Consider the following 21,990-nt stretch of genomic DNA (forward strand, 5'->3'; position numbering starts at 1 on the left):
AAGAATGATGTTGACATCGCCTCGCTGGCACTTCGGGTGACCAAAAAAACACTGCCTCGGGTAAAAACGCAACTTCAATACGCGTAAGAAAGGACCGAACCGGCAATGTACGGGGTCCCTCGCTTGCTCGTCAGGTTGCCATGCGTCACAAAACTTCTGACCGCCCACTTAGCTTTCGAGAGAACCTGCATTCGTGAGAACCAGCTTTTTTGTCGTCCTGCTGACGTTGGCATTGTTTATTTATGAAAATACATGCCCAGCCGTGACGATCACGTTTAGCACTTCGGCGACCGATGCCAACGCTGGAAACGTCTTGTCCACTGTTCCCGGATCGACCGGAAACCAGCTGTACATTTGGGTCGACGCAACCGGCAATGAAAACGGTATCGAAGGCTTGGGTCTAGATATTACTGCGGACAACTGCAATGTCGTTGCCACGTCTCACGTGATTGAGAACCCCGTCTTTCAAGACATCCCGGGATTGGATCGTTGGAACTTGGCGATTAGCAACGGAACTCTTAACGATTCCGGCGTTCTGGTCAACGATTCCCTAGGTGCTGCCCTTCCGGGCTTGGGTGGCTTGGCGTTCTACCAGGGAATCCAAAATGGTGATGGACCAGTCCTACACAGTGTGTTGACCTTCGACGTGATCGGCGGCGGAACCACGGAACTCGGCTTTGAAAGAGGCATTGGCAACATTGCTTCTAACGGCGCAGTTCCGCCCTTGAACTTTGGCAGCGCATTTGTGGGAAGCCTTGCTCCCACGCCTTGCCCCGCTCCGGGTTCGATCGCCGGCCTGCTATCTCTGGTTGCCACCGGCACTGTGTTCATACGTGGTCGTCGCCGATAGACGGTACCTATTGCGATTACGGACACCGCCATTGGTGTCATGAGCATGCGTCGACCAACGGAAGGGGCAGGCTAAGTTCCGGCAGCCTAAGCTTCTTCAGTTTATTAAGTATTGACGCGCCCAGTTAAATCCAGGTGCGCACGATTGATTTGCCCCCAACGACGATTAGATTCTTCGGCGTGTCATGTGTACGGCGACCTGGTTTCGGAGTGTCGCGAACCGTGTGGCCGCTATTTGAGTTTCGTACTTCGACGATTATGCCGCATGCCGGCGATTTACAAGTGAGAATTAAAATGAGAATGAAGGCTTTGTTGGCAGCCCAACTCGTGCTGGCAGCGTTTGTGTGCGGGAACGCGAGTGCTACTCTAACGATGACGTTTAGCACCTCCGGAACTGATCCGAACGCTGGAAGCAGCTTGTTCGTGAATCCTGGATCAGCAGGAAATCAGCTTTTCGTTTGGGCGGAGTTGTCGGGCGATGCGAGCGTCGAGCCGTACATCGAAGGCTTGGGTCTAGATATTACTGCGGACAACGGCAATGTCGTTGCCACGTCTCACGTGATTGAGAACCCCGTCTTTCAAGACATCCCGGGATTGGATCGTTGGAACTTGGCGATTAGCAACGGAACTCTTAACGATTCCGGCGTTCTGGTCAACGATTCCCTAGGTGCTGCCCTTCCGGGCTTGGGTGGCTTGGCGTTCTACCAGGGAATCCAAAATGGTGATGGACCAGTCCTACACAGTGTGTTGACCTTCGACGTGATCGGCGGCGGAACCACGGAACTCGGCTTTGAAAGAGGCATTGGCAACATTGCTTCTAACGGCGCAGTTCCGGGTTTGGACTTTCGTACTGCCACCGTCGTCGCGAGTGCGGTCCCGGAACCTTCGTCGTTCGCGATGATCGCCTGCGGACTGGCCGCCACCGCGTTTCAGGTCCGACGACGAAAGTTGCAAAACGCCAAGAGCGTTTGAGTAGCGCTGACTGGTGATTTGCCCACGTCATCCGCGGGTGTCCGGCGGCGTGGGCGTGGTGGATTCATGTAAACCATTATGGACGACGGTCATATGATAACGAAAACGAACGGCTGGCTCTTGCTTGCTTCGGTCGCTTTGTCTGGCATTTCGGTTTGCCCTAGCGTGTGCCACGGGCAACTACGGATTTGCTCGTACAACACGCTTTCCAAGCCTGCGAATTCGACTGACATCGGTGAGATTCGCACGATTTTTTCAGCAATCGCGACAAGACCCGCGAATGGAGTTGCGAAGCGGGTGGACATCGTGGGCCTTCAAGAGCAAAACACGAGCCTTGCGACGGTCAGCAACTTCGCATCCGCACTAAATGCCGAATTTCCGTCCGCGAACTATCAACAAGTCTTGCTGTCCAACGGATCGTTCCGTCACGCATACGTTTACGACGCGGGAACGGTGACCCCGGTGTCTTCATCCGAAGTTTATATCGGCATTCGTCCGGCGCTTCGCACGCAGTGGAATCTGTTCGGCTATGGAGGCTCCGCTTCATTTTATTCCTACTGCGTGCACTTAAAGGCGGGCAATTCCGCGGGCGATAACTATCAGCGAAATCTTGAGGCACAGAACATTCGCTCCAACGCCGATGCACTGGGCGAAGGAACACATGTGATCTACATGGGCGACTTCAATTTCGTGGGGCATAATGAGTCCAGTGTCCTAACACTCTATGCACCAGGACCAGGTCAAGCAGTCGACCCGCTGCTCTTGCCGACCTGGCCGGGAGTGTCGTCTCGATTCTGGTTGACTCAATCGACACGAGATATCCCGCTCCCTGACGGGGGAGCCTTCGGCGGGATCGACGACCGTTTCGATCTGCAGCTTGTCAGTGGAGAGTTTCTGGACGGGGAAGGGCTTTCCTACCTTGGATTCTCCAGCTCGGGATTTCCCGGATTTGAACACTCCTACATCGCATTTGGAAATGATGGCCTGGTTTACAACGGCCCGATCAATGTCGCGACGCCAGGTCGCGAACAGCCTTATGTTGTGCTGGATGCGCTCTATGAATTGTCCGATCACCTTCCGGTGGTTGCCGACTATCAAATCCCGGCAGTGATGGACGTCCAGATGGATTCCGTACCGTATTCCGCGGTTCTTGGAAGCACCGTGGATGTTGCGTTTCTAGTGAAAAACACAGCCCCCGTTTCGGTTTCTTTGGCTGCCGACGAACTGGATTATTCGTTTGTTGCATCCGCGGGGCTGGTCGGCGCCGGTTCCGGTGTTGAACCGGCGTTGGGTGCAGGTCAATTCGAGTTGATACAGGTTGATACGACAAGCGTTGGCTTGAAAACCGCGAACTTGACGGTATCGACGAACAGCCAACAAGCCGCGAACCCAAACTTTGCGTTCGACCAAGAAATCTTTGTCACGGTTCAGGGCGATATGAACGGAGATTTCAGTGTCGACACTCTCGACATCGTCCACTTTGCTGACGCACTGGTTAATCCGTCGGCGTATGCCCAGAACTTCCCGCACATCGACCCCAACGTGATCGGTGACTTCAACGGCGATTCTGTCATTGACTCGTTGGATATCAGTGGATTTTCGGGGGCTCTGGTTGGTCCTTAATCGCCACCAATGAAGCCAATGTTGGTTTATCGTACACAATTTCGTCCCTGCGTGAACTGTTCATGCAGGAAGACAATATGGTTTTACCGAATGGGAAGCACTGATGCGTAACGTCCAATTCCTATGCCGCGGGCCGTTTTTGGTCTGCTGGCTTGCATTTGCCGTATCCCTGGCATCCAGTGACGGCATACGAGTTTGTGCCGGCAATACCAACGATCGCGAGCGATCTGACAAATACGTGCAAACGATCCTGGACCGAGCCATTCCGTTGCTTCGTTTGCGCGAAGTCCAAGATGAACTGGAGTTGGATTCTTCCCAAAAGTCCAAGTTACAAGCGAATGGAATGAATACCCCACCTCCGACTTTCGACAGGTCGGAATGGGGAACCATGGATCCGCAGGCTCGCCATGACGCGACCATCCAACATCAGACCAACCTTCGAGAGTTTTTTCAGCAGCGACGTAAACAAGTGAAGGACGTCCTCTCGGACGCTCAATTAAAGCGTTTGACGGAGATCTCGCTTCAGTTTCGCGGAATTTCAATCCTGCAAGATCCAGAGGTCATGCGTGACCTAAAGATCACCATCACACAGAGACAAGACATCCTGAAGCGTCAGATGACGTTCTTGCGGAAACTGGGGCAAATAGACTTGTCCGCAAACGAGAACCGTCAAGCGAGGCAACAGATGCTTGATGGGTTCAAGGACGAAATGGAAGTTCACGTGCTGGCGGCGTTGGATCCTGAGCAGCAGCAGAAGCTGGACGAGATGAAAGGAAAGCCGTTTCCGTTTCCGGATCGCTTGCGTGAGCCTGGCGTTTTACGCAAAGAGTTGTATGCAAGCTCAGAAAAGCCCAAAGTTGCTCCGGTTCGCCCTCGCAACGTCGACAGTTCGTTGCAGCAGGAACTTGAAGCAGCGATCTATGACGAAGAATTCGAGCGTGATGAATAGGCCTTTTCGCCTAACACTGGTTCGTGATACCTCAGGTTTGTTCATCTTGCGGCCATTTGCATCTGCAACATTCAGGAATTCTTCCTAAAGGGCATCTCCGGCCGCTATTACTTGCGGATGCGAATCAGTCGGAAATGCCAAAGTAACCAACGGGATCGATGCGCGGCAATCTTGGCTATATGCCTAACTTTGCGCACACGCATGTCGTGCGTCAGGCAAAGTCCATCGCATGTGACGACTTTATGTCGCGCAAATGGAGGACACGTCCGAGCCTCTTGGCCAGCATCATTCGTAGACGCCCCTTCGCTTGGACAATGAAGCTTGCGTTTTCTGGTAGGCGAGTACGGTCGTTCCGACATTTGGCGAAACCTACGGCCTGACCATCCTTAATGAAGTTTTTGAGTGCAGGCAAACGCCAGCATGATGCGGTATTCAATTCAAATTCATAATATCGAAGAAGCACGCCCTACAATGCGCCACCGATGCGAAATTAGCTTCGGTACTCAAAGAAAGTATGTGCTTTCCTGCACGGTGCAGGCGAAGCGTTGCTTAGGGACAGAAGTACTGTCTCGAAATATTGATATGTAGAATCTTCTTGGAGAAACAGATGAAGAAGCAAATTCTGGGCTTCGCTGTCGCAGCCTTGATTGTCCTTGGTTCGGCGGGAAGCGTTTCAGCTGCCCAACTTGCCGCATGGGACATGTACGGTGTCGGCACCGTTTCCAGCGTCAACCCCGCTGCGTCGGCTGCGTTCGTCACCGCCGATCCCATGAAACTTGGCCCGGGACTGGGCACTTCAGGGGCGGGCAACGCACTGAGCTCAAGCGGCTGGGGATCGACCGACACCACCGACTATATCTCGATGGGCTTCACCGTCGACGCTGGCCAAGCGGTTGATTTGGATGAACTGATCATCGGAACCCGATCGTCGAATACCGGCCCCGGAACCATTGGTGTCTTTACCAACCAAGATGGCTTCACCTCGGCGGTGTACTCGATCACACAGCAGGGAACCGACTACGCAAATAGCATCATCGACCTTTCAGCTTTCAGTGGAATCACTGGGGCGTTCGAGGTTCGCCTGATGGAAATCGGAAATACCCAAGCCGATGGAAGCGGAAACACTTCCAACGGTGGCACCTTCCGCGTGACGGACTACTTCGACAACGGCAGCTTCACGGACGTCCAGTTCACCGGTGACGTCGCTGCAGTTCCGGCACCGACCGGACTGGTTGCACTGATTTCTCTGGGACTCTGCGGAATCGTCGCACGCCGTCGCCGCAAGTAATCGACCTTTCAGAGCGACAAGTTTTGAATTCGCGGCACGACAAATCTCGATTTGTCGTGCCGCTTTTTTATTGAACTCTTTCCTCGCATGGCCTGAGCAGCGGCATGGTCCGCCCCTCTCTCTTTTCATGAAGTTTCGGTTAACCCGTGAAGGTTGCGGCAAAACGCTTCGTAGGGATTGTTCAGCGTGCAGAGAGATGGCTACAACAAATCGCTGGCCAAATCAGGCTGTTGGCACTCATGCTTTATCTCGGAATACGCAAACCAATGACAAACGAAAGTCGCAAGGGATTCACACTGGTCGAATTGCTGGTTGTGATCGCCATTATCGGCATATTGGTTGGGTTATTGTTGCCCGCAGTTCAATCGGCTCGGGAAACCGCCCGTCGGATGCAGTGCACCAACCGCATGAAGCAGGTTGGCCTAGCCCTGCACAATTACCATTCCTCGTTCAAGGCGTTCCCGAACGGGCGCATGCTTTATGACCGCCTACTGTTCGGAAATCCTGAAAAGAACCGCTACACAAACTACTTGGCGATTGGCGAGATGTTTTGGTACGGGAACAAGCCCGTGCACTTGGCGCTATTGCCGTATCACGAGAACACGGCCATCTATGATCTGGTAGACCACACGGGTTCCAGTTCCCCCAGACTGACGGTCAACGGGCAACCGGCCCATGACAACTACGAAGCGTTCAGCAAAAGTGTGTCACTGTATACATGTCCGTCTGACGCCAATAATGACGGTCGCCCGACGAACACAAACTTTCGATACAACTTCGGTGGGGATACTCCGTACGCGGGAGCGAACGACTGGTACGACAACAATTGCCTAAACGGATGCGAGACGATCGCGAAAGGCAATGGTGCGTTTACCTACGGACAGCAGTTGGCATTCCGTGATTTCACGGATGGGTCGAGTCACTCGTTTTGTTTCGCAGAGCGGACCTTGGGCAGCGGTTTTGAAGGAACTCTGCCGACCAAATCGGATATCATTACGATGCCGTCGCGGGTGACAACAGGCCTTGTTGACCGCGATCAAATTTTTGATGAATGCCTCAACTACACGCCGTCCATCAGTGGGTACAACTTTTTCTCCGCAGGCCGATGGCTTGATGGATCTGATTGGTCCAACGGTTGGGCAACAGCGGCCTATTCATCGACGATGTACAACCACGTGGCACCACCTAATTGGCGGGGCCAGGATTGCGGCGCCGCAAGTGCAATTCCGGACACTCCTGGCGAAGCAGCGATCATTTCGGCCAGAAGCATGCACCCCGGTGGCGTGAACGGTTTGAAGACCGATGGCTCCGTAACGTTCGTGTCTGAGAGCATTGATTTGGATGCATGGAGGGCCATGGGAACACGCAATGGCAACGAAACAGTGGAAGACGTTCAATGAACCCAATGACGATGATTGCACGCGGTTCACAGGACCTAGCAAGAACGCAACAACTGGTCGCACTCGCTTTTTCGATCACGGTGATTCTTTGCCTTATTGGCTGCAGTGGGACGACGGTTGAAACTCGCCGAAGTTCCACGGCGGCATTCTCAGAAGGAATGGCGGCTTTTGAATTGGAAGAATACGCCAAAGCGGAGCCGCTGCTTGCCGAGGCCATGTCAGGCGCGTTGCAGCCGGATGTTTACGTGGAGGCTGGCGTGGCACGTGCGAAATGCCTGGGTCACTTGAATATGGTGCAAGAAGGATTGGGAGTCGCGGACATCATGCGTGAAGGCCTACCAAGTGAAGGTGAGTATTTCGCCCTTCGTGCAGCTGTCTATGCCGCGGCAGGCGAGGTCGCGACCGCACGTGAAGAATTCGCAAAAGCCCGACGCCTGGACCGCCAAGTCCAGCCTCCGCCAGGGATTTAAAGCACCATCATCTCGTGGGGGGGGCTCAGTACCGGTAACCCGCAATCGGTATTCAATGCTTCACGCATTCCACAACTCAGTGAGCCATTCACGACGGCCGCAGCCTGGGACGCTGACCATCTGCGATGCTGCATTGCCTGTGCCGCAACAGTCCGCTGACTATCATGCCGAAGCCCTTCTGAACGCCCGCACGAGACAGATTGTCAACTTGTGGTGGCGTTCAAATAGCCAGGCGAAGCTCAGCCGCCTCGGTGATCTGCTTTGGCATACACCCCTCTGCGTCGTCACTGCCAAATAACGAGCCGAACGCATCCTGATGCCGAAAGCTCGCTCGAGTACGGCGTAACGGCCCCAATCTTTCTGCAACTCGCCAGTTCTGCCGTACGTTGCCCCAAGCGGACCGCGGAGCGATCGAGACGCTCACTGCCTTATGAGAACCGCCCCACACGAACACGATCGCCAGTGTGCTGCGACCAACTTTGCATTGCCTGATAGTCACACAGCCCCTTGCCATTCACATTCAATTCATCGAGATCATGAGAAACTTATACTCATTGACTTTGCTGTCTTGATACACTTTTTCCGTTCTTGCGGCGTTCAAGACTCTCGCAAGTCTGCAGCGTAGCGGTTTGCTGCGTGCACATATTCTGGCCCTCGTTTTGCTCCGCTGAATTCCTTGGTGTATTGGATGCGCTCAAATTTTGTCCGCTGCGGTCGTCGCAATCGCCTCACTCTCGAAATCCTTGAAACGCGGCGGTTGCTCGCAGCGATGCGAGTCGCAACATGGAATGTCCTCAACAATCCTGACAACACGACGGAAGATGCAGACTTTCGGACCGTTCTGCAAGCAATTGGCAACGAGACCGTGGGCTCTGTTACAAAATCACTGGATTTATTAACGCTCAGCGAAACAGACTCCAGTTCGATCTCTCGCGTTGAGTCGATTCTTGACGGACTCTATCCTCACACGGATTTCGGTTACGTCATCTCACCATCGGACGGGGGCGGCGACGCAACGGGTTTTGTCTATGACACGTCAACTATGCTTCTACAAGAAAGCATTCTGGTCCCCGGCGCGTTCACCCACACGACGTTGCGTGCGAAGTTTCGCCCCATCGGCACATCAGGAACTGAAGACTTTTTCGTTTACTCGACTCACCTGAAGGCAGGAACAAGTTCTTCCGACCGGTCCAGGCGAGGAACGGAAGCCTCGCTGCTTCACAATGATGCCAACAGTTTGGGGGAGGGCGCAAATGTACTAATCACTGGCGATTTCAATATGAAAACGAGCAGTGAGCCCGCGTGGAGCAATTTAACCGCTGCCGGCCCCGGACAGGTCTTGGACATCTATGGGCCGGGGGGTGCAGGAAGCTGGAACGATAACGGAAACTTTAAGCACCTGCACTCCCAAGATCCACGGACTAGCGGTGCCGGGATGGACGACCGCTTCGATATCCAATTTGCCAGTGGTGAATTCTTCGATGGTGTGGGCATTGACTACATCGATGGGTCATACCATGTTTTTGGGAACAATGGGACACACACACTGAACGGAAGCATCCTTACAGGTACGGGTGCGAGCCCAAGCGTCTTGCACGCTCTTGAGTCAGCGAGTGATCACCTTCCAGTTGTTTCGGACTTTGAGGTTTCGGACTCGGTGCAGGTGATAGTCAATCAGACGGGTGGAGGCACGTCGGTTGCGGAATCGGGAGTTTCAGATACTTACACGCTTAAGCTAAGCCATCCGCCCAGCCACTCCGTCACCGTATCGGTTGATCCCAACTCTCAATTGGACCTGGGCTACGGAGCGGGTGTGGCGAGATCATACATTTTTACACCTCAAAATTGGTCTTCGGAACAGACGATTTCAGTGACTGGCGTGGATGACTCGGTCGTCGAAGGCCCCCATCTTGGCACAATCTCCCATTCTTCCTTCAGTTCCGATCCAGACTTTAATGGGCTATCGATCGAAAACATTTCTGTCAACATCATTGACAATGATTACGGCCCCGGAATCAGCATCACGCACAGTGGTGGTGGATTGGATGTTGCTGAAGGTGGCCAATCCGACAGCTATTCGGTTGTTTTGGATACTGCCCCAAGCTCCGACGTGTCTGTTACAGTTACTCCGGATGGACAACTGGATCTCGGTTCTGGCCAGGCAACATCAGTCGTTCTGACGTTTACGCCATCAAATTGGCAGTCCCCTCAATCCGTTACCGTTGTGGCGTTCGACGATGCGGTGATAGAGGGTCCACACCTGGGCGGAATATACCATGCGACATCCAGCAGCGACCCGTCATACAATGATCTGGCAATCGAGCAACTATTCGCTCAGGTTGCGGACAATGACTTATCGCCATCTCAGTCCGTGGTCATTTCAGAAATCATGTACAATCCGGATACCAGCGAAGTTGGCTCGCTTCCGGAATGGCTTGAAATTGTCAACACTAGCTCATCCCCAGTCGACCTCAGTGGCTGGTACTTTGCCGATGAAGACGCAAGCTGGGGATCCTTTCCTACCGGCACGATTCTTCCGCCGAATCAGGCCGCCGTCGTCTACGACAATCGCTTTACATCCGACTCAGTATTTCGGTCTGCATGGAACATCCCCAGCGACGCGATTGTTTCCGGCGTCCAATGGGGAAGCCTTTCCAATTCTCCTTCATCCAGCAATGAGGTACTGCGGCTGTTCGATGCCGGAGCATTTGAAATCGACTACGTGAATTATGATGATGCGTTCCCCTGGCCCTCCGATAGCCCGGATGGACCGAGCATCTACCTGACTGACTTGCTGGCCGACAACAGCATGGGCGACAACTGGACGCGATCCTCCGTGGGGATCGATGGAGCACGTGCTGCTTCATCGCCGTTTTCATCAACCGACGTCGGATCTCCGGGCGATTTCCCGGCATTGCCAGCCCCCGCCTCTTTGATAGTGTCCGAGTCCCATGGATCAACTGCTGTCAACGAAGGCGGAATAGCGGACAGCATTCAGGTATCGCTTACGGGAACCCCCAACTCAAACGTTCTCGTTACTCTAACGCCGACCAATGCACAGATCGACCTGGGCGCTGGCACGGGCGTTCCTCTGGTACTGACATTTACACCAGCGGATTCGGGAATCCCTCAGAGCGTTTTCGTTTCAGCGGAGATCGATGGGTTTGTGGAAGGATACCACTGGTCCGCGATTTCAATCTCCTCACAAAGTTCGGACCAAGCGTTCGCAAACTTGACTGCAAACGACATTACCGTTGGAATCCAAGATGTCACCCTACGTGGAGACATGAACGGAGACGGTCACATTGACAGTTTGGACATTGCGCCGTTTTCAATCGCCATAATTGACCCACAGGCTTACGCACAAGCCTTTCCAGGATTCGACCCCAATGTGCTTGGTGACTTGACCGGAGATGGCATCATTGACACGCTAGACATTGCACCGTTTTCGCAACTGATCATGGGCACATAATCGATGCCGATTAATCCAAACAGGTGCTTCGCTTGCGAGCCTTCGACTCTTCAATAGCAAGACTCATTTCGAAACCAAAGTGCCCAGGCAAATTTTTAGAAGCGGAATTGAGTCGTGACCGGTTTGCTTGGTGCTCTTTGCGTGATCTTTCCGCTGATTGCCGATACTGCAGTCGGCCCAGAAAGTCCCCGAGTCGCTGGTGCGTTAGTCCAAGCACCACCCTCGGGCCAACCCATCGTTGGAAGCAGAACGCCTTCCATTAAACGCGAAGCTACAAACGAGGCCAAATTCGCCTCGGCAGCGTTTTCGCCGTACGCCGATTCAGTTATTGAACCGCCGGGAATTCAAAAGACAGCTCGAACGCCTCTTGCGTTGTCAAATCTACTTCCTTCGGCCGGCGGGACTGCGTCTGGAATATCCCCGGGGGTTGTGCGTTCAGGGCATTCGCCGCCGATTTCAATCGTTTCCGACGGTCCCGATTGCGGCAAACCCACTGACGCATGGATCGCTATCTTCCTGATTCCGCCCACTGGCTTTGAGATGCAAGCCATCCTGAGTTGGGATCTCCTGCTGACGCCTTCCACCGATACTTTATCGACGCACGGCAACGATTCGAGTCATGGTTGCGAACCACTCTCCTTGTCCGGCCATATTGACATCCACTATAAACTTGTCCGTGTCCACTCCCCCAAGGTTGCGACTTCGATTGCGAGTTTGGCATTGACTGGCCTGGGTGTCATTGTCTTGGCATCAAGAAACCGTCGGCTTCAGTACTATAAGCTGAAGCGACGGCACCCGAGCTAGCTTTCGGCCACGGTGGAACGACTTGAGAAGGCCCCAAAGGGGCTCTTTCGTCGTGACTTATTGGCAATATCAGGCTGGGCCCAGGAAACGTTTGCCGGAAGCCGCATCATTGAATCCCTTGCCTTCCGTATTCGTGGAAGGAGCCACTTGGGTGACATCTACTTTGGACCGACGCAGATCTTCAATCTCTTCCGCTAACCCTCGAAGCAATGCGGCTATCTCTTCACCAGCCTCGTCGCCAAGGTGCACACTTAAACATTTCTTCGAATTGAAGCTGAGACTAAGCTTGTCCATGTTTCGGATACCAATAGCGTGATGGGCATGTTTTAGGATGTGGTCCAAATCCACCAGTGGTTTTATCCGAACCACAAGTCTCGTCAAATTAAAAATTCGTCTACACGCGCCTGCTCACCTTCACAATTGCAAAAGCCTTCCTAGGACGCCAAAATACGCGACGTTACTTGCCGCCTGAGGCCGCATTCTGCAACCCATCGCCGGAACACTGAACCGGTCTCCGATCATCCATGCCACGCCAACACGACCCCCGATCGAAAGGCAAATCAACACGATGTAAATCGGAAGAAAATCGTTGGTTTCCACCAACCAAAACTCACTTCATATTTAGCACATACAATTCCCGTGGTTTTAACAAAGTTCATTGTACAATTCCGGACGCACAACAATAACATACGTCTACTGGTGAACACGGTAGTTTTGTTGGTCACTTGAACGATGGCCGCGAATCGCTTGCGACCAACTAGGTTTCGTGTTCCGCCTCAAACACCGTTTGCCATCCAGCTGTTTTCTTTCATTCGGCATAAACGATTGGCGGTGCATTCGTAATCGGCGAGATAGCACCGCTACGCAATTTGGAATTTCTATGTATAGAACAACCGCTATACTGATTATCGCAGCTCTCTTTTCCCCAACCTGTTCCTATGCGGCATTTCTCGATCAGATATTGAGGTTGGACGCAGTGACGAGTGAAGGGGAGGGCGGTGGCTATACTTGGCAAACGAATGCGGCTTCTTGGGAAGACGGCCATTTCCAGGCTTGGCTACCAAGCGATGTCCAGATTCTGGACCAAGACAATTCGGTCATTGCAACCATTCAGGCCGAACAGACTTTTGTCTATTACGAAGCGGACCCGGTGGTGAAGCTCAATTTTTCCGTCACTGCAGGAGCTTCGGATACGACTGTCACCATCTCGTCGGGACTGCTGGAATTTAGTCCTCTTTTTCCGACCGTGGGAATCGCTAGCGCGGGAATCTCGATTTCAGATTCAACTGGCGATTCAGTTACTCGATCGGGCCTGCTTGACGGGAAGTCGTTTACAGCCCATTACAACGGAGACAGTGCGAGCGGAACACTCTTTGCTTCCTTACTGAGTGACGATTCGGCAGGACTCTTTCAAACCAGTGCAGCCTCAGACTCCCATGGGATCGTTTCGATCAATGACGCCGTCAGGTCGATGCACACCCAGTTTCGTTTCTCGCTTTCGGCTGGGGATCAAGCTTCTGGGACCAGCGTATTTGCAGTCATTCCAGTTCCCGAACCGAGCTTGTATCGGGCAGCGGCGTCAATGCTAATCTTTGCTGCGTGTGCGCGAATCTTCCGGCAGCGCCAAAAAGGACGGCGTTCCAAATCAGATTCCCGAAGCTCACTGCGCGGCGACCGAAACAAATACCTGAATTAGGTAACTCCCGCGTGACCAACACTGGTGACATCCACTTCGACGGCATTTTGAAATTGTGATTGTCAAAAATTGACATCTAACCGATTGCTTGGGTTCATCAAAGAAGCCCAGTGGGAATCGAGGGACGCAGATGATTTCTTGCCTGAACTTTAGTCTGGCATTTCGTAACTTCGTGAAATCGGATCAAAATCTGGACGCTGTTGAATTTCACTAGTTGCTTTGCGAATGCAGTCGGGTGTGGGAATCCATTCCATCGGTGCATACCCAACCAGGTAATCCAGCGACTTTAGCCCAACGAGTTTGCAGGCGTCGCTGAACTCCATGCCATGATCTCGCATCAAAGCATCGACTTCTCGGCACATCGCTCGAATGGTTACGTGATTCTCGTTCATTGACGAAAGTCTGCACGGCAGTATCCAGGCATCCATTCCCGTTTAATCGTCCTTTGGATGAGCTAATTGCTCGGCCTCATCCTCCCACTGGAGGGTATGCACTCCTCGTGATGTTTCAACGACGTCGAGAAAACGCTAGTTCAAAATTCAACTCTTCTTTTCCATACGCTCGCAATCACAAAACGCGACCCTCGACATTTGGCTTCTTTTTGTCACGGGGCGTTTGAAAAGGGGCCACCTGGGGGCGTCTCTGGTCCCCTTTGAACTTTTCTCGGCATTTTTCAGACGATAGCTTCGGCCGGCGATCTTCATGATCTCCGCCGATTGCATAAACCGATCCAGAATTGCGCTGGCGCCGGGCACGTCGCCGATCAGTTTGCCCCAGTCCTCCAGTGGACGGTTCGTCGTCATCATCACGCTGCGAACCTCGTGACGACGCATGATGATCTCGAATAGGTATTCACCGCTGCGTTTGGGCAACTGCTTTATTCCCATGTCGTCGATGATCAACAGGTCCGGTTTCAGGTACTTCGTCAACACCTTCTCTTCGCCTCCCATCGCCTCGTCGTGCAAGAAGTCTCGCACCACGTCGAAGATACTTTGGTAGAAGACGACGGCTCCGATGCGAATCACGGCGTGACCGATCGCTTGGGCCACGTGGCTCTTGCCGGTACCGAGCGGGCCGCACATCAACACGTCCTTGGCACCGCTAAGGAAGTGACCGCTGGCCAGGTCGAATACCCGCGCTCGATCGACGCTACGGTTGAAAGAGAAGCCAAAGTCTTTCAGCTGACTTTCATCGCGAAAGTTCGCGCGGCGGGCGTCGCGATCGATCTTGCGATTCCCACGCACCAGCGCTTCATCAGTGAGCACCAGCTCCAGAGAATATTCAAATGCGTTAGCTGACTGCTTCGCACGAGGCAAAATCGACAACGCCCCCCCCCTAACAAGGCGGAGGACTTTCAGGCGTCCATTGCTTGTCCCTTTTCAGCTCCCACTGACAGCCCGCGCAAACGAGAGCACCTCAGAGCACCTCGGGCCTACCAAAGAAGATTGTGGATTCATACCGATGCGTTCTCACCAGACGCGTTCACCATCTGGCGTCCAAGCGACAGAAGCAGGTCACGCTGTGAACGATCCATCTGCGACCAGAGCTCGGTCAATTCAGACGGCAATGTCACCACAGATGACACCACGTCATCCGCGCAAGTGCCAAATCGCCCTTCACCAGCACGATTCTCGAGCCCTTGCGGGGGTACTGCCCAAGCCGGAAAACACGTGAATCCCCGTGTTTTCCGGCTTTTCTTTTTTCCGGCAAGTCTCTGTACGACTCCGTACGTCCCCAAATGGTCCACTTTTTGGTCCCCTTTTTGATCGAGGGGGTCGAACATGTGGCTGTCATGACGTCTTGCCTCCAGCGCCCGTGCGGGGCCCCTCGTATTCACGGCGACGAAGGATCACGTAGTGGTCCATCGCCACCTGCACTTGGTTGCCCAGCCATTTGCAAACCATGTTGATCGGGTACGCGTCGGCCAAGTCGGTCAGTGCCGTCGCTCGCAGATTTTGGAATATCCGCGGCCAAGGCGTGAGCCCCGCCTGCTCAACGTACCGAACAAATTGCGATCGTAGATGCGGAGCGATTTAAGGGGACGGAGGTCTTTTTTGGTAGCCGAGTGGACGGCGATGGTGTGGACGACGCATCTTTGGATGAAGCGGTGGCGAATGGTTCGAAGGGGGAGTCGCCGTGTTTCTGCGGCTGAACCCGAACAAGACGGCGGCTTCAGCTGGTGAGGGCAAGGCGACGGTGACTGAACTCTGGCGAGTCCAGCTACGCCGAAGGGCCGACAGAGGGTTCTAAGGGGACGGCGGGATAGTGATGGGTTCGGACGGATGAAATTGACTGGTTTTGAGCGAACCGGCGGATAAAGTGGGGCGTAGACTGCACGACGGATCAGCACGCCCCCAAACGCGGCTTTTCACACGATGCATGATCACGCTCATCAATTCACCCTGGGCCTGGCGTTCGGCTTGGGAGCTCTGCATGCGCTCGAACCCGGACACGGAAAGACCGCGATGCTGGTTTATTTGTCTGGCGAGCGGCGAAGTTGGCTGCATCCCCTGGTCATGGGCCTATCCAGTGCCGCGGCGCACAGTCTGTCGATGATGGGGATCGCCGCAGCGGTGCACCTTTCCCATCACCTGGTCACCGGAGACCATCATCACGACGATGTGGCGGTCACCTCGGCGATGCAGTGGATCAGTGCCGGCCTTGTTTTGTGTGTCGGCCTTTGGATGCTGGCGGTCGCTTTTCGCGGCAAGCCTTCGAAGTGCGGCTGTGGCGGCCATCATGACGAAGCTTGCGACACCAAGAAAGGTTTTGGGTCTCGCACCAGTTATTCGATGAGCGCACTTTTGGGTGTCGCATTTGGCCTGCTTCCCTGTCCGTCCGCGATGGCCGCTTATTTCACCAGCATGTCGACCGGGACACCGGTGGCGGCATACGCCGTCATTGGGCTGTTCGCCGCCGGCATTGCCTGTTCGATCACCTTTTTTGGCATCATCGTGCAGGTGTTTGGAACTCGATTGTTTTCGGCCGAATCAAATTTGTCGCGACTGCCCTGGTCTTACATTCGGGCCGGGCTGATCCTGTGCATCGGCGTCTTTTACACCGCGCGACTGGTCGTCTGATTCGGCCGTTCGGCAGGTGCCGCCTTATCATTCGCACAGCCGCGACCAGATGTAACCAAATCACGGGCCACCCACGATCACGGGCCACCCACGATCACGGGCCACCCACGATCACGGGCCACCCACGGCGACGACGCGGGTCGGTGCGCCGCCAGAGACCAACTTGGCCAAGACGTCAGAATCCGTCAGCGACATCACCCACAAGCTGCCGTCACGATTGACATCCTGATCGATGATCTTCAGCCTGTCATTCTCCGGTGCATCTTTCTGTTCGACAAAACAATGGCCAACGTCTGACCGTACCGCGTCTTGGTGGCCACTGGGGTTGTCATTGCTTCGCCATCGGACAACGGAAAAACCAGGCGGTCGACGGTGGGCTTCGCAGCGTTTGCTTCGATGACACGAAATTTGGTGTCATGCCTTTGCCGGCGGCGAACAAAACATGGCGTCCGATCGCTTCGACTGCCCCCGTTCGCAGCGGCTGATCGTCGGCATCCGTCCCTAGAGAAAGGTGGTGAACGCTGACGTTGTCGGCGTCGTCGACTTCCGGGTCCACCGATACCCAGCAGACTCCGTCGGCGGGAGCGAAAAAGGCTTTGCCGGAATTGACCGCGGCACCGTGCAGCATTCCGGACGGAGACTGGAACGAATACCCACGTCCCTGGTTTTCCCCCAAACCGACCACGTCCACTCGTCCCGCATCGACCCCGGCGGGGGCGATCCAGGCCGCACAGGCGACACGATTCGGAACAGCAGCCAGCGTAATGTGCCCGCTACCGCCGGAGTGAAGCGACGTGGCATCACTGGGATTGGCGGCACATCGGATTTGACCGGCGGTCGCTACAGTGAATCCATCGACGTTGGTAACGATCGGCGACGACCACGATTTGACCGACGGACGATCGACGCTCCATTGGGGTTCACCGGTTTCCTTGAAATGGAAACCAGGGAAGACGGACCGTCATGCTCAATCAATCGATACAACGAATGATCATCGGCGGCGGGCGACGAACCGATGTCGTGGTTGTTGCCAAATTGCCCAAACACATCGGCTTCATTGCGATGCCAGCGCGGTTGGCCTGACCAGTCCAGCCCCAGGAAATCCTCCGACTCAAAGAACGCGTACACTCCACTTGCATCAACGACCGGTGTCGCTGCGGCACGCGAATACATGTAGGTCGACAGATGAGCCGCCGATGCCGGATGCGGATACATCCAAAGGGCTTCGCCGCAGCGACAGACCGATCGCACAAGTATTCGGACTGGAGTCCGCTAGTGCGAATGACCATCCGCGTGACTGGGATCATGTTCGCCGTGGTCGTGCGTATCTGCCCTCGATTCATGGCCGTGGGAGTGGCCATGATCATGGGAATGACCTGGCAGATTTTCGATGGCAAACGCCACCACGATTCCCAACAGAAACACCAGAGTCAGCTTGCCGCGATCATGATCATGGAACGCGACCTCCGGCAGCAAATCGGCCAGGGCGATACCGATGAAGAATCCGGCGCTCACGGCCAATCCCCACCCCAATAGATCTGAATGGTCCACCAACCCGCTGACGCCAAAATAGAACGCGATCGCTCCGACAGGACACGCCAGGGAAAACACGGAATTGGCGGCCCATTGTGCGGCGACCGACCATCGCTGGCGATTCATTACCGAAGTGATCGCGAACGCGTCCAACGGCTTGTGCAGGGCAACAGCCAGAAACGTCCCCAGTCCCGCCAACCCCAGCCACGCACCGTGGTCGGCTTCGGCAATGACACTGGCCGAAAGCGCGATGCCGTCGACCAACGTGTGAAGCAACAGCCCGAAGAACAATCCGACCCAACTAATACCTTTCACGCCGTGGTGATGGTGATGGTCGCAAACCGGCGCGTGACCACGTCCCGAATCGCCGTGTGAACGGTCGGATCCGTCGCCATCACACGACGCCCCTTCCCCCGAATCATCCACCACGGGCACGGCATGGTCGTGCGTGTGAAACAGCCGGATCAACAGGAACATCGCCGTCAGCCCCAACAGTGCGCCCGTACCGGCCCGACTGGGCGATCCCAGAATCTCAGTGGCGTGTGGCAGCAAATGCAGCAAAGCGATGCCCAACATTAATCCTCCCACGCCACTCATCAGCAACTGGGTTCGGAGGTGCGTCATCCGGATCAGCGACGTCAGACGCCCACCGGCCAAGGAGACAAAGGCGATCAGACAGCAATAGACGGCAAGCAGTGCAAACGTATTCATCCCGGCAAAATACCCAGATGCAATCGGATTTCATATGCCGTCATGGGCTGCCGAATCCGGTTTTTGTCGCAGGCCGAGCCTATCCGCCGGCTGCAAGTCCACCAGAGAAAACGCAAGCGACGGACAAGATGATTGCTTGACCCGAGCGGCAAACGATCCTACACTTGCACAGTCATGCAACTGTAAGCTTATGCAAAAAACGCCGACCAATCACCGATCAGCCGCGACCGAAGACGATTCGCCCAGCTGCTGCAGCGACGACCATCAGCATCCGCTGACGGGTTTTGATGACGTCGCCTGCGAACGCGCCGCGGCAATCTTTCGTGCGCTCGGCGACCCACAACGCCTGCGTTTGCTGATCATGTTGGAGGCTAGGTCTTGCTGTGTTTCGGAATTGGCCGAAGCATTGGGAGAACCGCTTCCGGCGATTTCGCAAAGACTGCGCGTCCTGAAAAGCGAGCGGATCGTTCGATCGCGTCGCGAAGGCAAGCATGTGTTTTACAGTCTGGCCGACGGTCACATTTCGCGTTTGGTGACCAACGGCGTGATGCATGCAATGGAAGACGCTTGACCATTCCAAATTTTTCGCCAAGGAACTGACATGTCGCACGTTCACGAAAACCACGACCATCAACACGGGCCCGATTGTGAACACACGGGCATTCAGCACGGCGACCATGTCGACTATCTTCATGATGGTCACATGCATCACGTTGAATCTGACGGAACGGTGGTCGAACATGCCGTAGAAGTCACCGAGACCAACCCCGACACTTGCACCCCGGCACACCAGTGCAGCGGGCATGACCCGAACCACGTGCACGGTCCGGGCTGTGGCCACGAACCGATTCCGCATGGGGATCACATCGACTATTTGGTCGACGGTCATTTGCACCACCCCCATGGCGACCACTGCGACGACCATGGTCCGGTAAACGTCGTCAGCTGAAGCGACGCTTCCGAATCCCCACCCTTCTCTTTATGAAACAAGCGATGACGACAACGGATTCCATCCGGGATTCGATCCGAGCGGCCGGTCTGCGTGCGACCCCCGCGCGTTTGGCCACGCTACAGATGGTCCGCGATGCCGATTCGCCGCTATCGCACGCGGAGGTCGCCGAGCGTCTGGCCGAAAACGGGATCGACAAAGCCACCGCGTTTCGCAATCTGTGCGACATGACCGACGTGGGATTGCTGCGACGGACCGAGCTGGGGGACCACGTCTATCGCTTCGAAGAAGTGAGGTCGGGAGAAACGGTCGCCGACGCCCACCCCCACTTCGTTTGCACCGTCTGTGGCTCGGTCTGCTGTATGGACAGCGTCAAGCTAACTGCGAGCAGCCGGCGCGCCAGCGAAGAGGTGGGCGAAGTGACCGAAATTCTGCTTCGCGGACGCTGCAAGAATTGCGCGTCGCAGTAACTTGTGACGCTCCGAAATTTGTGGCTCTCTAGCGATCCGACATCTCATGTCGGTGCATCACCAGCATCGATCGATCATTTTCCAAAACGGATGATGCAAAACTACCGCGGCAAGCAGGACCGCGGTCGCCCCATTGCGAAACATCCACCGCCGGCCGAAGGATCGAAGCGACAGGGCCCACACCATCAACCAATAGATAACGGTGATTGTGACAACGGCCTGCCACCCCATCGCGATGCCGACCAGGACAAACGCCGTCACCAAGCCGCGCTTTCGCGAAACTTTGACGATCCTGTCGGCCAACAATGCCATCAACCATCCGACACTTCCGCCCAACAAACTAGACACCGCCCGGTCGGCAACTTCCGGAATCGTCAGTTGCAGTATCGAAGGCAGATGCCGTCCAAAGTCGATCGGGCGCAGCGTCGGCACCAGCACCGGCAACAACGCAAAGAACGCCCACAACGTGATGGCAAACCAGACCGGAGGCCGCAGACGGTCGCGTTCCATTAGCGCCACCGTCATCACCATGCACATCATGGCAACGTGGAAAAAAAAGATCCCGACCACCGGCCACTTGGTGTACAGGATGATCCAAACGATTCCGGTGAATTGATAAAAGGGAAATCCGGGAACGTTGGCCGCACCGGTGATCAATTCACAGAAAAACAACAGCGACACGATCAGCATCGCCAAGACTTCGACAGCTAGATAACGCACGGGGATCGCCGCCTGGCAATGACGGCAACGTCCACCAAGATTCAGATAGCTGAAGATCGGCAGATTATCGATTCGTCGGATTGGCGTGTGACACTGGGGGCATGCCGACGACCGCAGCGCGATCGAGTCGCCACGCGGAAGACTTGCCGCCACGACGTTCAGAAAACTGCCCAGACAGGCCCCAAAACTGGCAAAGACCAGAAACACGGCAAGCTTTGCGGTACGAACCCGCAAGAGTTCCAGCACCGTCAGGTCTTCCAACGCGTAACTGGTCGGGCGCTCGGCAAACGATTCCATTACCGCCGATCCCGATGGGACGATGATCATGTAGATGGTCATCCCGATACAAGCCAACACGATGGCAATCCGTCGATAGGACCAAGCGGATGTCCGCCCCCCGTCCTCGCTCGATTTTTCACTCATCTGATTGATCCCGATCGATTCGCCCGAGTCCTGCCTTCCATTTCCATCGCGACCTCGTCGCGAAAGCATGGCCAGCAGATCCCGCGCGGCCAAAACCCCAAGGGACACCAATGTCGAACCAGGCGACATGAACCAAATCGGGCCCCACCAAGGGACATCCTCGGTCGAAAAACGCAGCGACGCAGCCACCGCCAACGTCACCAGGCCCAGCATCCGCAGCAACCCGCATGGACCTAGATCAATACAGGTGGCCAGAACCGCCAGATTAGCCACCACCAACCATAAGGCAACCGGCCCCTGCATCGCAGACGGCGACCAACACGCAACCGTTGCCACCGCGGTGACCGACAACAACACCCGGATGTATTCGCCGACCAACGTGGTGCGAAATGGATCCGAACCGGTGCACTCAGCCGTGTCGATACTCATGCTTGGCAACAAAGCAAAGGCCACCCAAGATCGAAATTCACTGCCAGAGGCCGCAACCTCCAAAGACAGCACAGACTAAAGCAAACACCCTGCACATGCAATTCGTGTGCGATGCATGCGAGCCCTGGCTGAGCGTGCGGGGCGAAGGGGTT

General features: G+C 55.0%; 21 protein-coding genes. 14 read left to right on the forward strand and 7 right to left on the reverse strand.

Going from position 1 to position 21,990, the window contains the following annotated elements:
- Positions 1–193 precede the first annotated feature (193 nt).
- The 9 genes from Mal65_RS20665 to Mal65_RS20705 all read left to right on the forward strand — a co-directional run bounded on the left by Mal65_RS20665 (position 194) and on the right by Mal65_RS20705 (position 11,827).
- Entirely contained in the window at positions 194–850 is a 657-nt protein-coding gene (locus tag Mal65_RS20665; protein ID WP_145302007.1) for a hypothetical protein, read from the forward strand.
- 221 nt (positions 851–1,071) lie between these two features.
- Entirely contained in the window at positions 1,072–1,821 is a 750-nt protein-coding gene (locus Mal65_RS20670) for a PEP-CTERM sorting domain-containing protein (RefSeq protein WP_145302009.1), read from the forward strand.
- A 78-nt stretch (positions 1,822–1,899) separates the two neighbouring features.
- Positions 1,900–3,444 (forward strand): exonuclease/endonuclease/phosphatase family protein, encoded by a 1,545-nt coding sequence (locus Mal65_RS20675; protein WP_145302012.1) that lies wholly within the window; start codon positions 1,900–1,902, stop codon positions 3,442–3,444.
- 103 nt (positions 3,445–3,547) lie between these two features.
- Positions 3,548–4,393, forward strand: a complete 846-nt coding sequence (locus Mal65_RS20680; protein WP_145302014.1) for a hypothetical protein — start codon at positions 3,548–3,550, stop codon at positions 4,391–4,393.
- Between the two features lie 607 nt (positions 4,394–5,000).
- The gene (locus Mal65_RS20685) at positions 5,001–5,681 is read left to right on the forward strand and encodes a hypothetical protein (RefSeq protein WP_145302017.1); all 681 of its coding nucleotides are present in this window, start codon (positions 5,001–5,003) and stop codon (positions 5,679–5,681) included.
- Between the two features lie 266 nt (positions 5,682–5,947).
- The gene (locus tag Mal65_RS20690) at positions 5,948–7,081 is read left to right on the forward strand and encodes a DUF1559 domain-containing protein (RefSeq protein ID WP_145305087.1); all 1,134 of its coding nucleotides are present in this window, start codon (positions 5,948–5,950) and stop codon (positions 7,079–7,081) included.
- A gap of 5 nt (positions 7,082–7,086) precedes the next feature.
- Complete coding sequence (locus Mal65_RS20695) at positions 7,087–7,551, forward strand: hypothetical protein (RefSeq protein ID WP_145302020.1); 465 nt, start codon at positions 7,087–7,089, stop codon at positions 7,549–7,551.
- Positions 7,552–8,239: 688 nt separating this feature from the next.
- Positions 8,240–11,023: a lamin tail domain-containing protein gene (locus Mal65_RS20700; protein WP_231131384.1), complete on the forward strand. Its 2,784-nt coding sequence runs from the start codon at positions 8,240–8,242 to the stop codon at positions 11,021–11,023.
- A 114-nt stretch (positions 11,024–11,137) separates the two neighbouring features.
- Entirely contained in the window at positions 11,138–11,827 is a 690-nt protein-coding gene (locus Mal65_RS20705; RefSeq protein WP_145302024.1) for a hypothetical protein, read from the forward strand.
- A gap of 69 nt (positions 11,828–11,896) precedes the next feature.
- Here the strand turns inward: Mal65_RS20705 and Mal65_RS20710 are convergent, their stop codons facing one another.
- Positions 11,897–12,121 carry a hypothetical protein gene (locus Mal65_RS20710; RefSeq protein WP_145302027.1) on the reverse strand — a complete coding sequence of 75 codons (225 nt, stop codon included), beginning with the start codon at positions 12,119–12,121 and terminating at the stop codon, positions 11,897–11,899.
- Between the two features lie 586 nt (positions 12,122–12,707).
- Here Mal65_RS20710 and Mal65_RS20715 point away from each other — a divergent pair.
- The gene (locus Mal65_RS20715) at positions 12,708–13,523 is read left to right on the forward strand and encodes a hypothetical protein (protein WP_145302030.1); all 816 of its coding nucleotides are present in this window, start codon (positions 12,708–12,710) and stop codon (positions 13,521–13,523) included.
- 149 nt (positions 13,524–13,672) lie between these two features.
- Here the strand turns inward: Mal65_RS20715 and Mal65_RS20720 are convergent, their stop codons facing one another.
- Together Mal65_RS20720 and Mal65_RS20725 are read right to left on the reverse strand one after the other, a co-directional pair.
- Positions 13,673–13,915 (reverse strand): hypothetical protein, encoded by a 243-nt coding sequence (locus Mal65_RS20720; RefSeq protein ID WP_145302032.1) that lies wholly within the window; start codon positions 13,913–13,915, stop codon positions 13,673–13,675.
- 147 nt (positions 13,916–14,062) lie between these two features.
- Positions 14,063–14,848 carry an ATP-binding protein gene (locus tag Mal65_RS20725; RefSeq protein WP_315852826.1) on the reverse strand — a complete coding sequence of 262 codons (786 nt, stop codon included), beginning with the start codon at positions 14,846–14,848 and terminating at the stop codon, positions 14,063–14,065.
- 1,050 nt (positions 14,849–15,898) lie between these two features.
- Between Mal65_RS20725 and Mal65_RS20730 the strand changes: the two genes are divergently transcribed.
- A complete protein-coding gene (locus tag Mal65_RS20730; RefSeq protein ID WP_145302035.1) occupies positions 15,899–16,603 on the forward strand; it encodes a HoxN/HupN/NixA family nickel/cobalt transporter in 705 nt (234 codons plus the stop codon).
- Positions 16,604–16,931: 328 nt separating this feature from the next.
- Here the strand turns inward: Mal65_RS20730 and Mal65_RS20735 are convergent, their stop codons facing one another.
- The 3 genes from Mal65_RS20735 to Mal65_RS20745 all read right to left on the reverse strand — a co-directional run bounded on the left by Mal65_RS20735 (position 16,932) and on the right by Mal65_RS20745 (position 18,847).
- Positions 16,932–17,294 (reverse strand): hypothetical protein, encoded by a 363-nt coding sequence (locus Mal65_RS20735; protein ID WP_145302038.1) that lies wholly within the window; start codon positions 17,292–17,294, stop codon positions 16,932–16,934.
- Between the two features lie 149 nt (positions 17,295–17,443).
- Positions 17,444–17,854, reverse strand: coding sequence for a hypothetical protein (locus tag Mal65_RS20740; RefSeq protein WP_146439390.1), 411 nt, complete (start codon positions 17,852–17,854; stop codon positions 17,444–17,446).
- A 21-nt stretch (positions 17,855–17,875) separates the two neighbouring features.
- Complete coding sequence (locus tag Mal65_RS20745) at positions 17,876–18,847, reverse strand: ZIP family metal transporter (protein WP_145302043.1); 972 nt, start codon at positions 18,845–18,847, stop codon at positions 17,876–17,878.
- Between the two features lie 190 nt (positions 18,848–19,037).
- Between Mal65_RS20745 and Mal65_RS27015 the strand changes: the two genes are divergently transcribed.
- Genes Mal65_RS27015 through Mal65_RS20755 form a run of 3 tightly spaced genes read left to right on the forward strand, consistent with a single transcriptional unit; the run spans position 19,038 to position 20,266 of the window.
- Positions 19,038–19,418, forward strand: coding sequence for an ArsR/SmtB family transcription factor (locus Mal65_RS27015; RefSeq protein ID WP_196784339.1), 381 nt, complete (start codon positions 19,038–19,040; stop codon positions 19,416–19,418).
- A gap of 30 nt (positions 19,419–19,448) precedes the next feature.
- Positions 19,449–19,796, forward strand: coding sequence for a hypothetical protein (locus tag Mal65_RS27020; RefSeq protein WP_196784340.1), 348 nt, complete (start codon positions 19,449–19,451; stop codon positions 19,794–19,796).
- A gap of 32 nt (positions 19,797–19,828) precedes the next feature.
- Positions 19,829–20,266 (forward strand): Fur family transcriptional regulator, encoded by a 438-nt coding sequence (locus tag Mal65_RS20755; protein WP_145302046.1) that lies wholly within the window; start codon positions 19,829–19,831, stop codon positions 20,264–20,266.
- 57 nt (positions 20,267–20,323) lie between these two features.
- Here the strand turns inward: Mal65_RS20755 and Mal65_RS20760 are convergent, their stop codons facing one another.
- Positions 20,324–21,838 carry an A24 family peptidase gene (locus tag Mal65_RS20760; protein WP_145302049.1) on the reverse strand — a complete coding sequence of 505 codons (1,515 nt, stop codon included), beginning with the start codon at positions 21,836–21,838 and terminating at the stop codon, positions 20,324–20,326.
- Positions 21,839–21,990 lie beyond the last annotated feature (152 nt).

This window comes from Crateriforma conspicua, from assembly GCF_007752935.1.
GTDB classification, from domain to species: Bacteria; Planctomycetota; Planctomycetia; order Pirellulales; family Pirellulaceae; genus Crateriforma; species Crateriforma conspicua.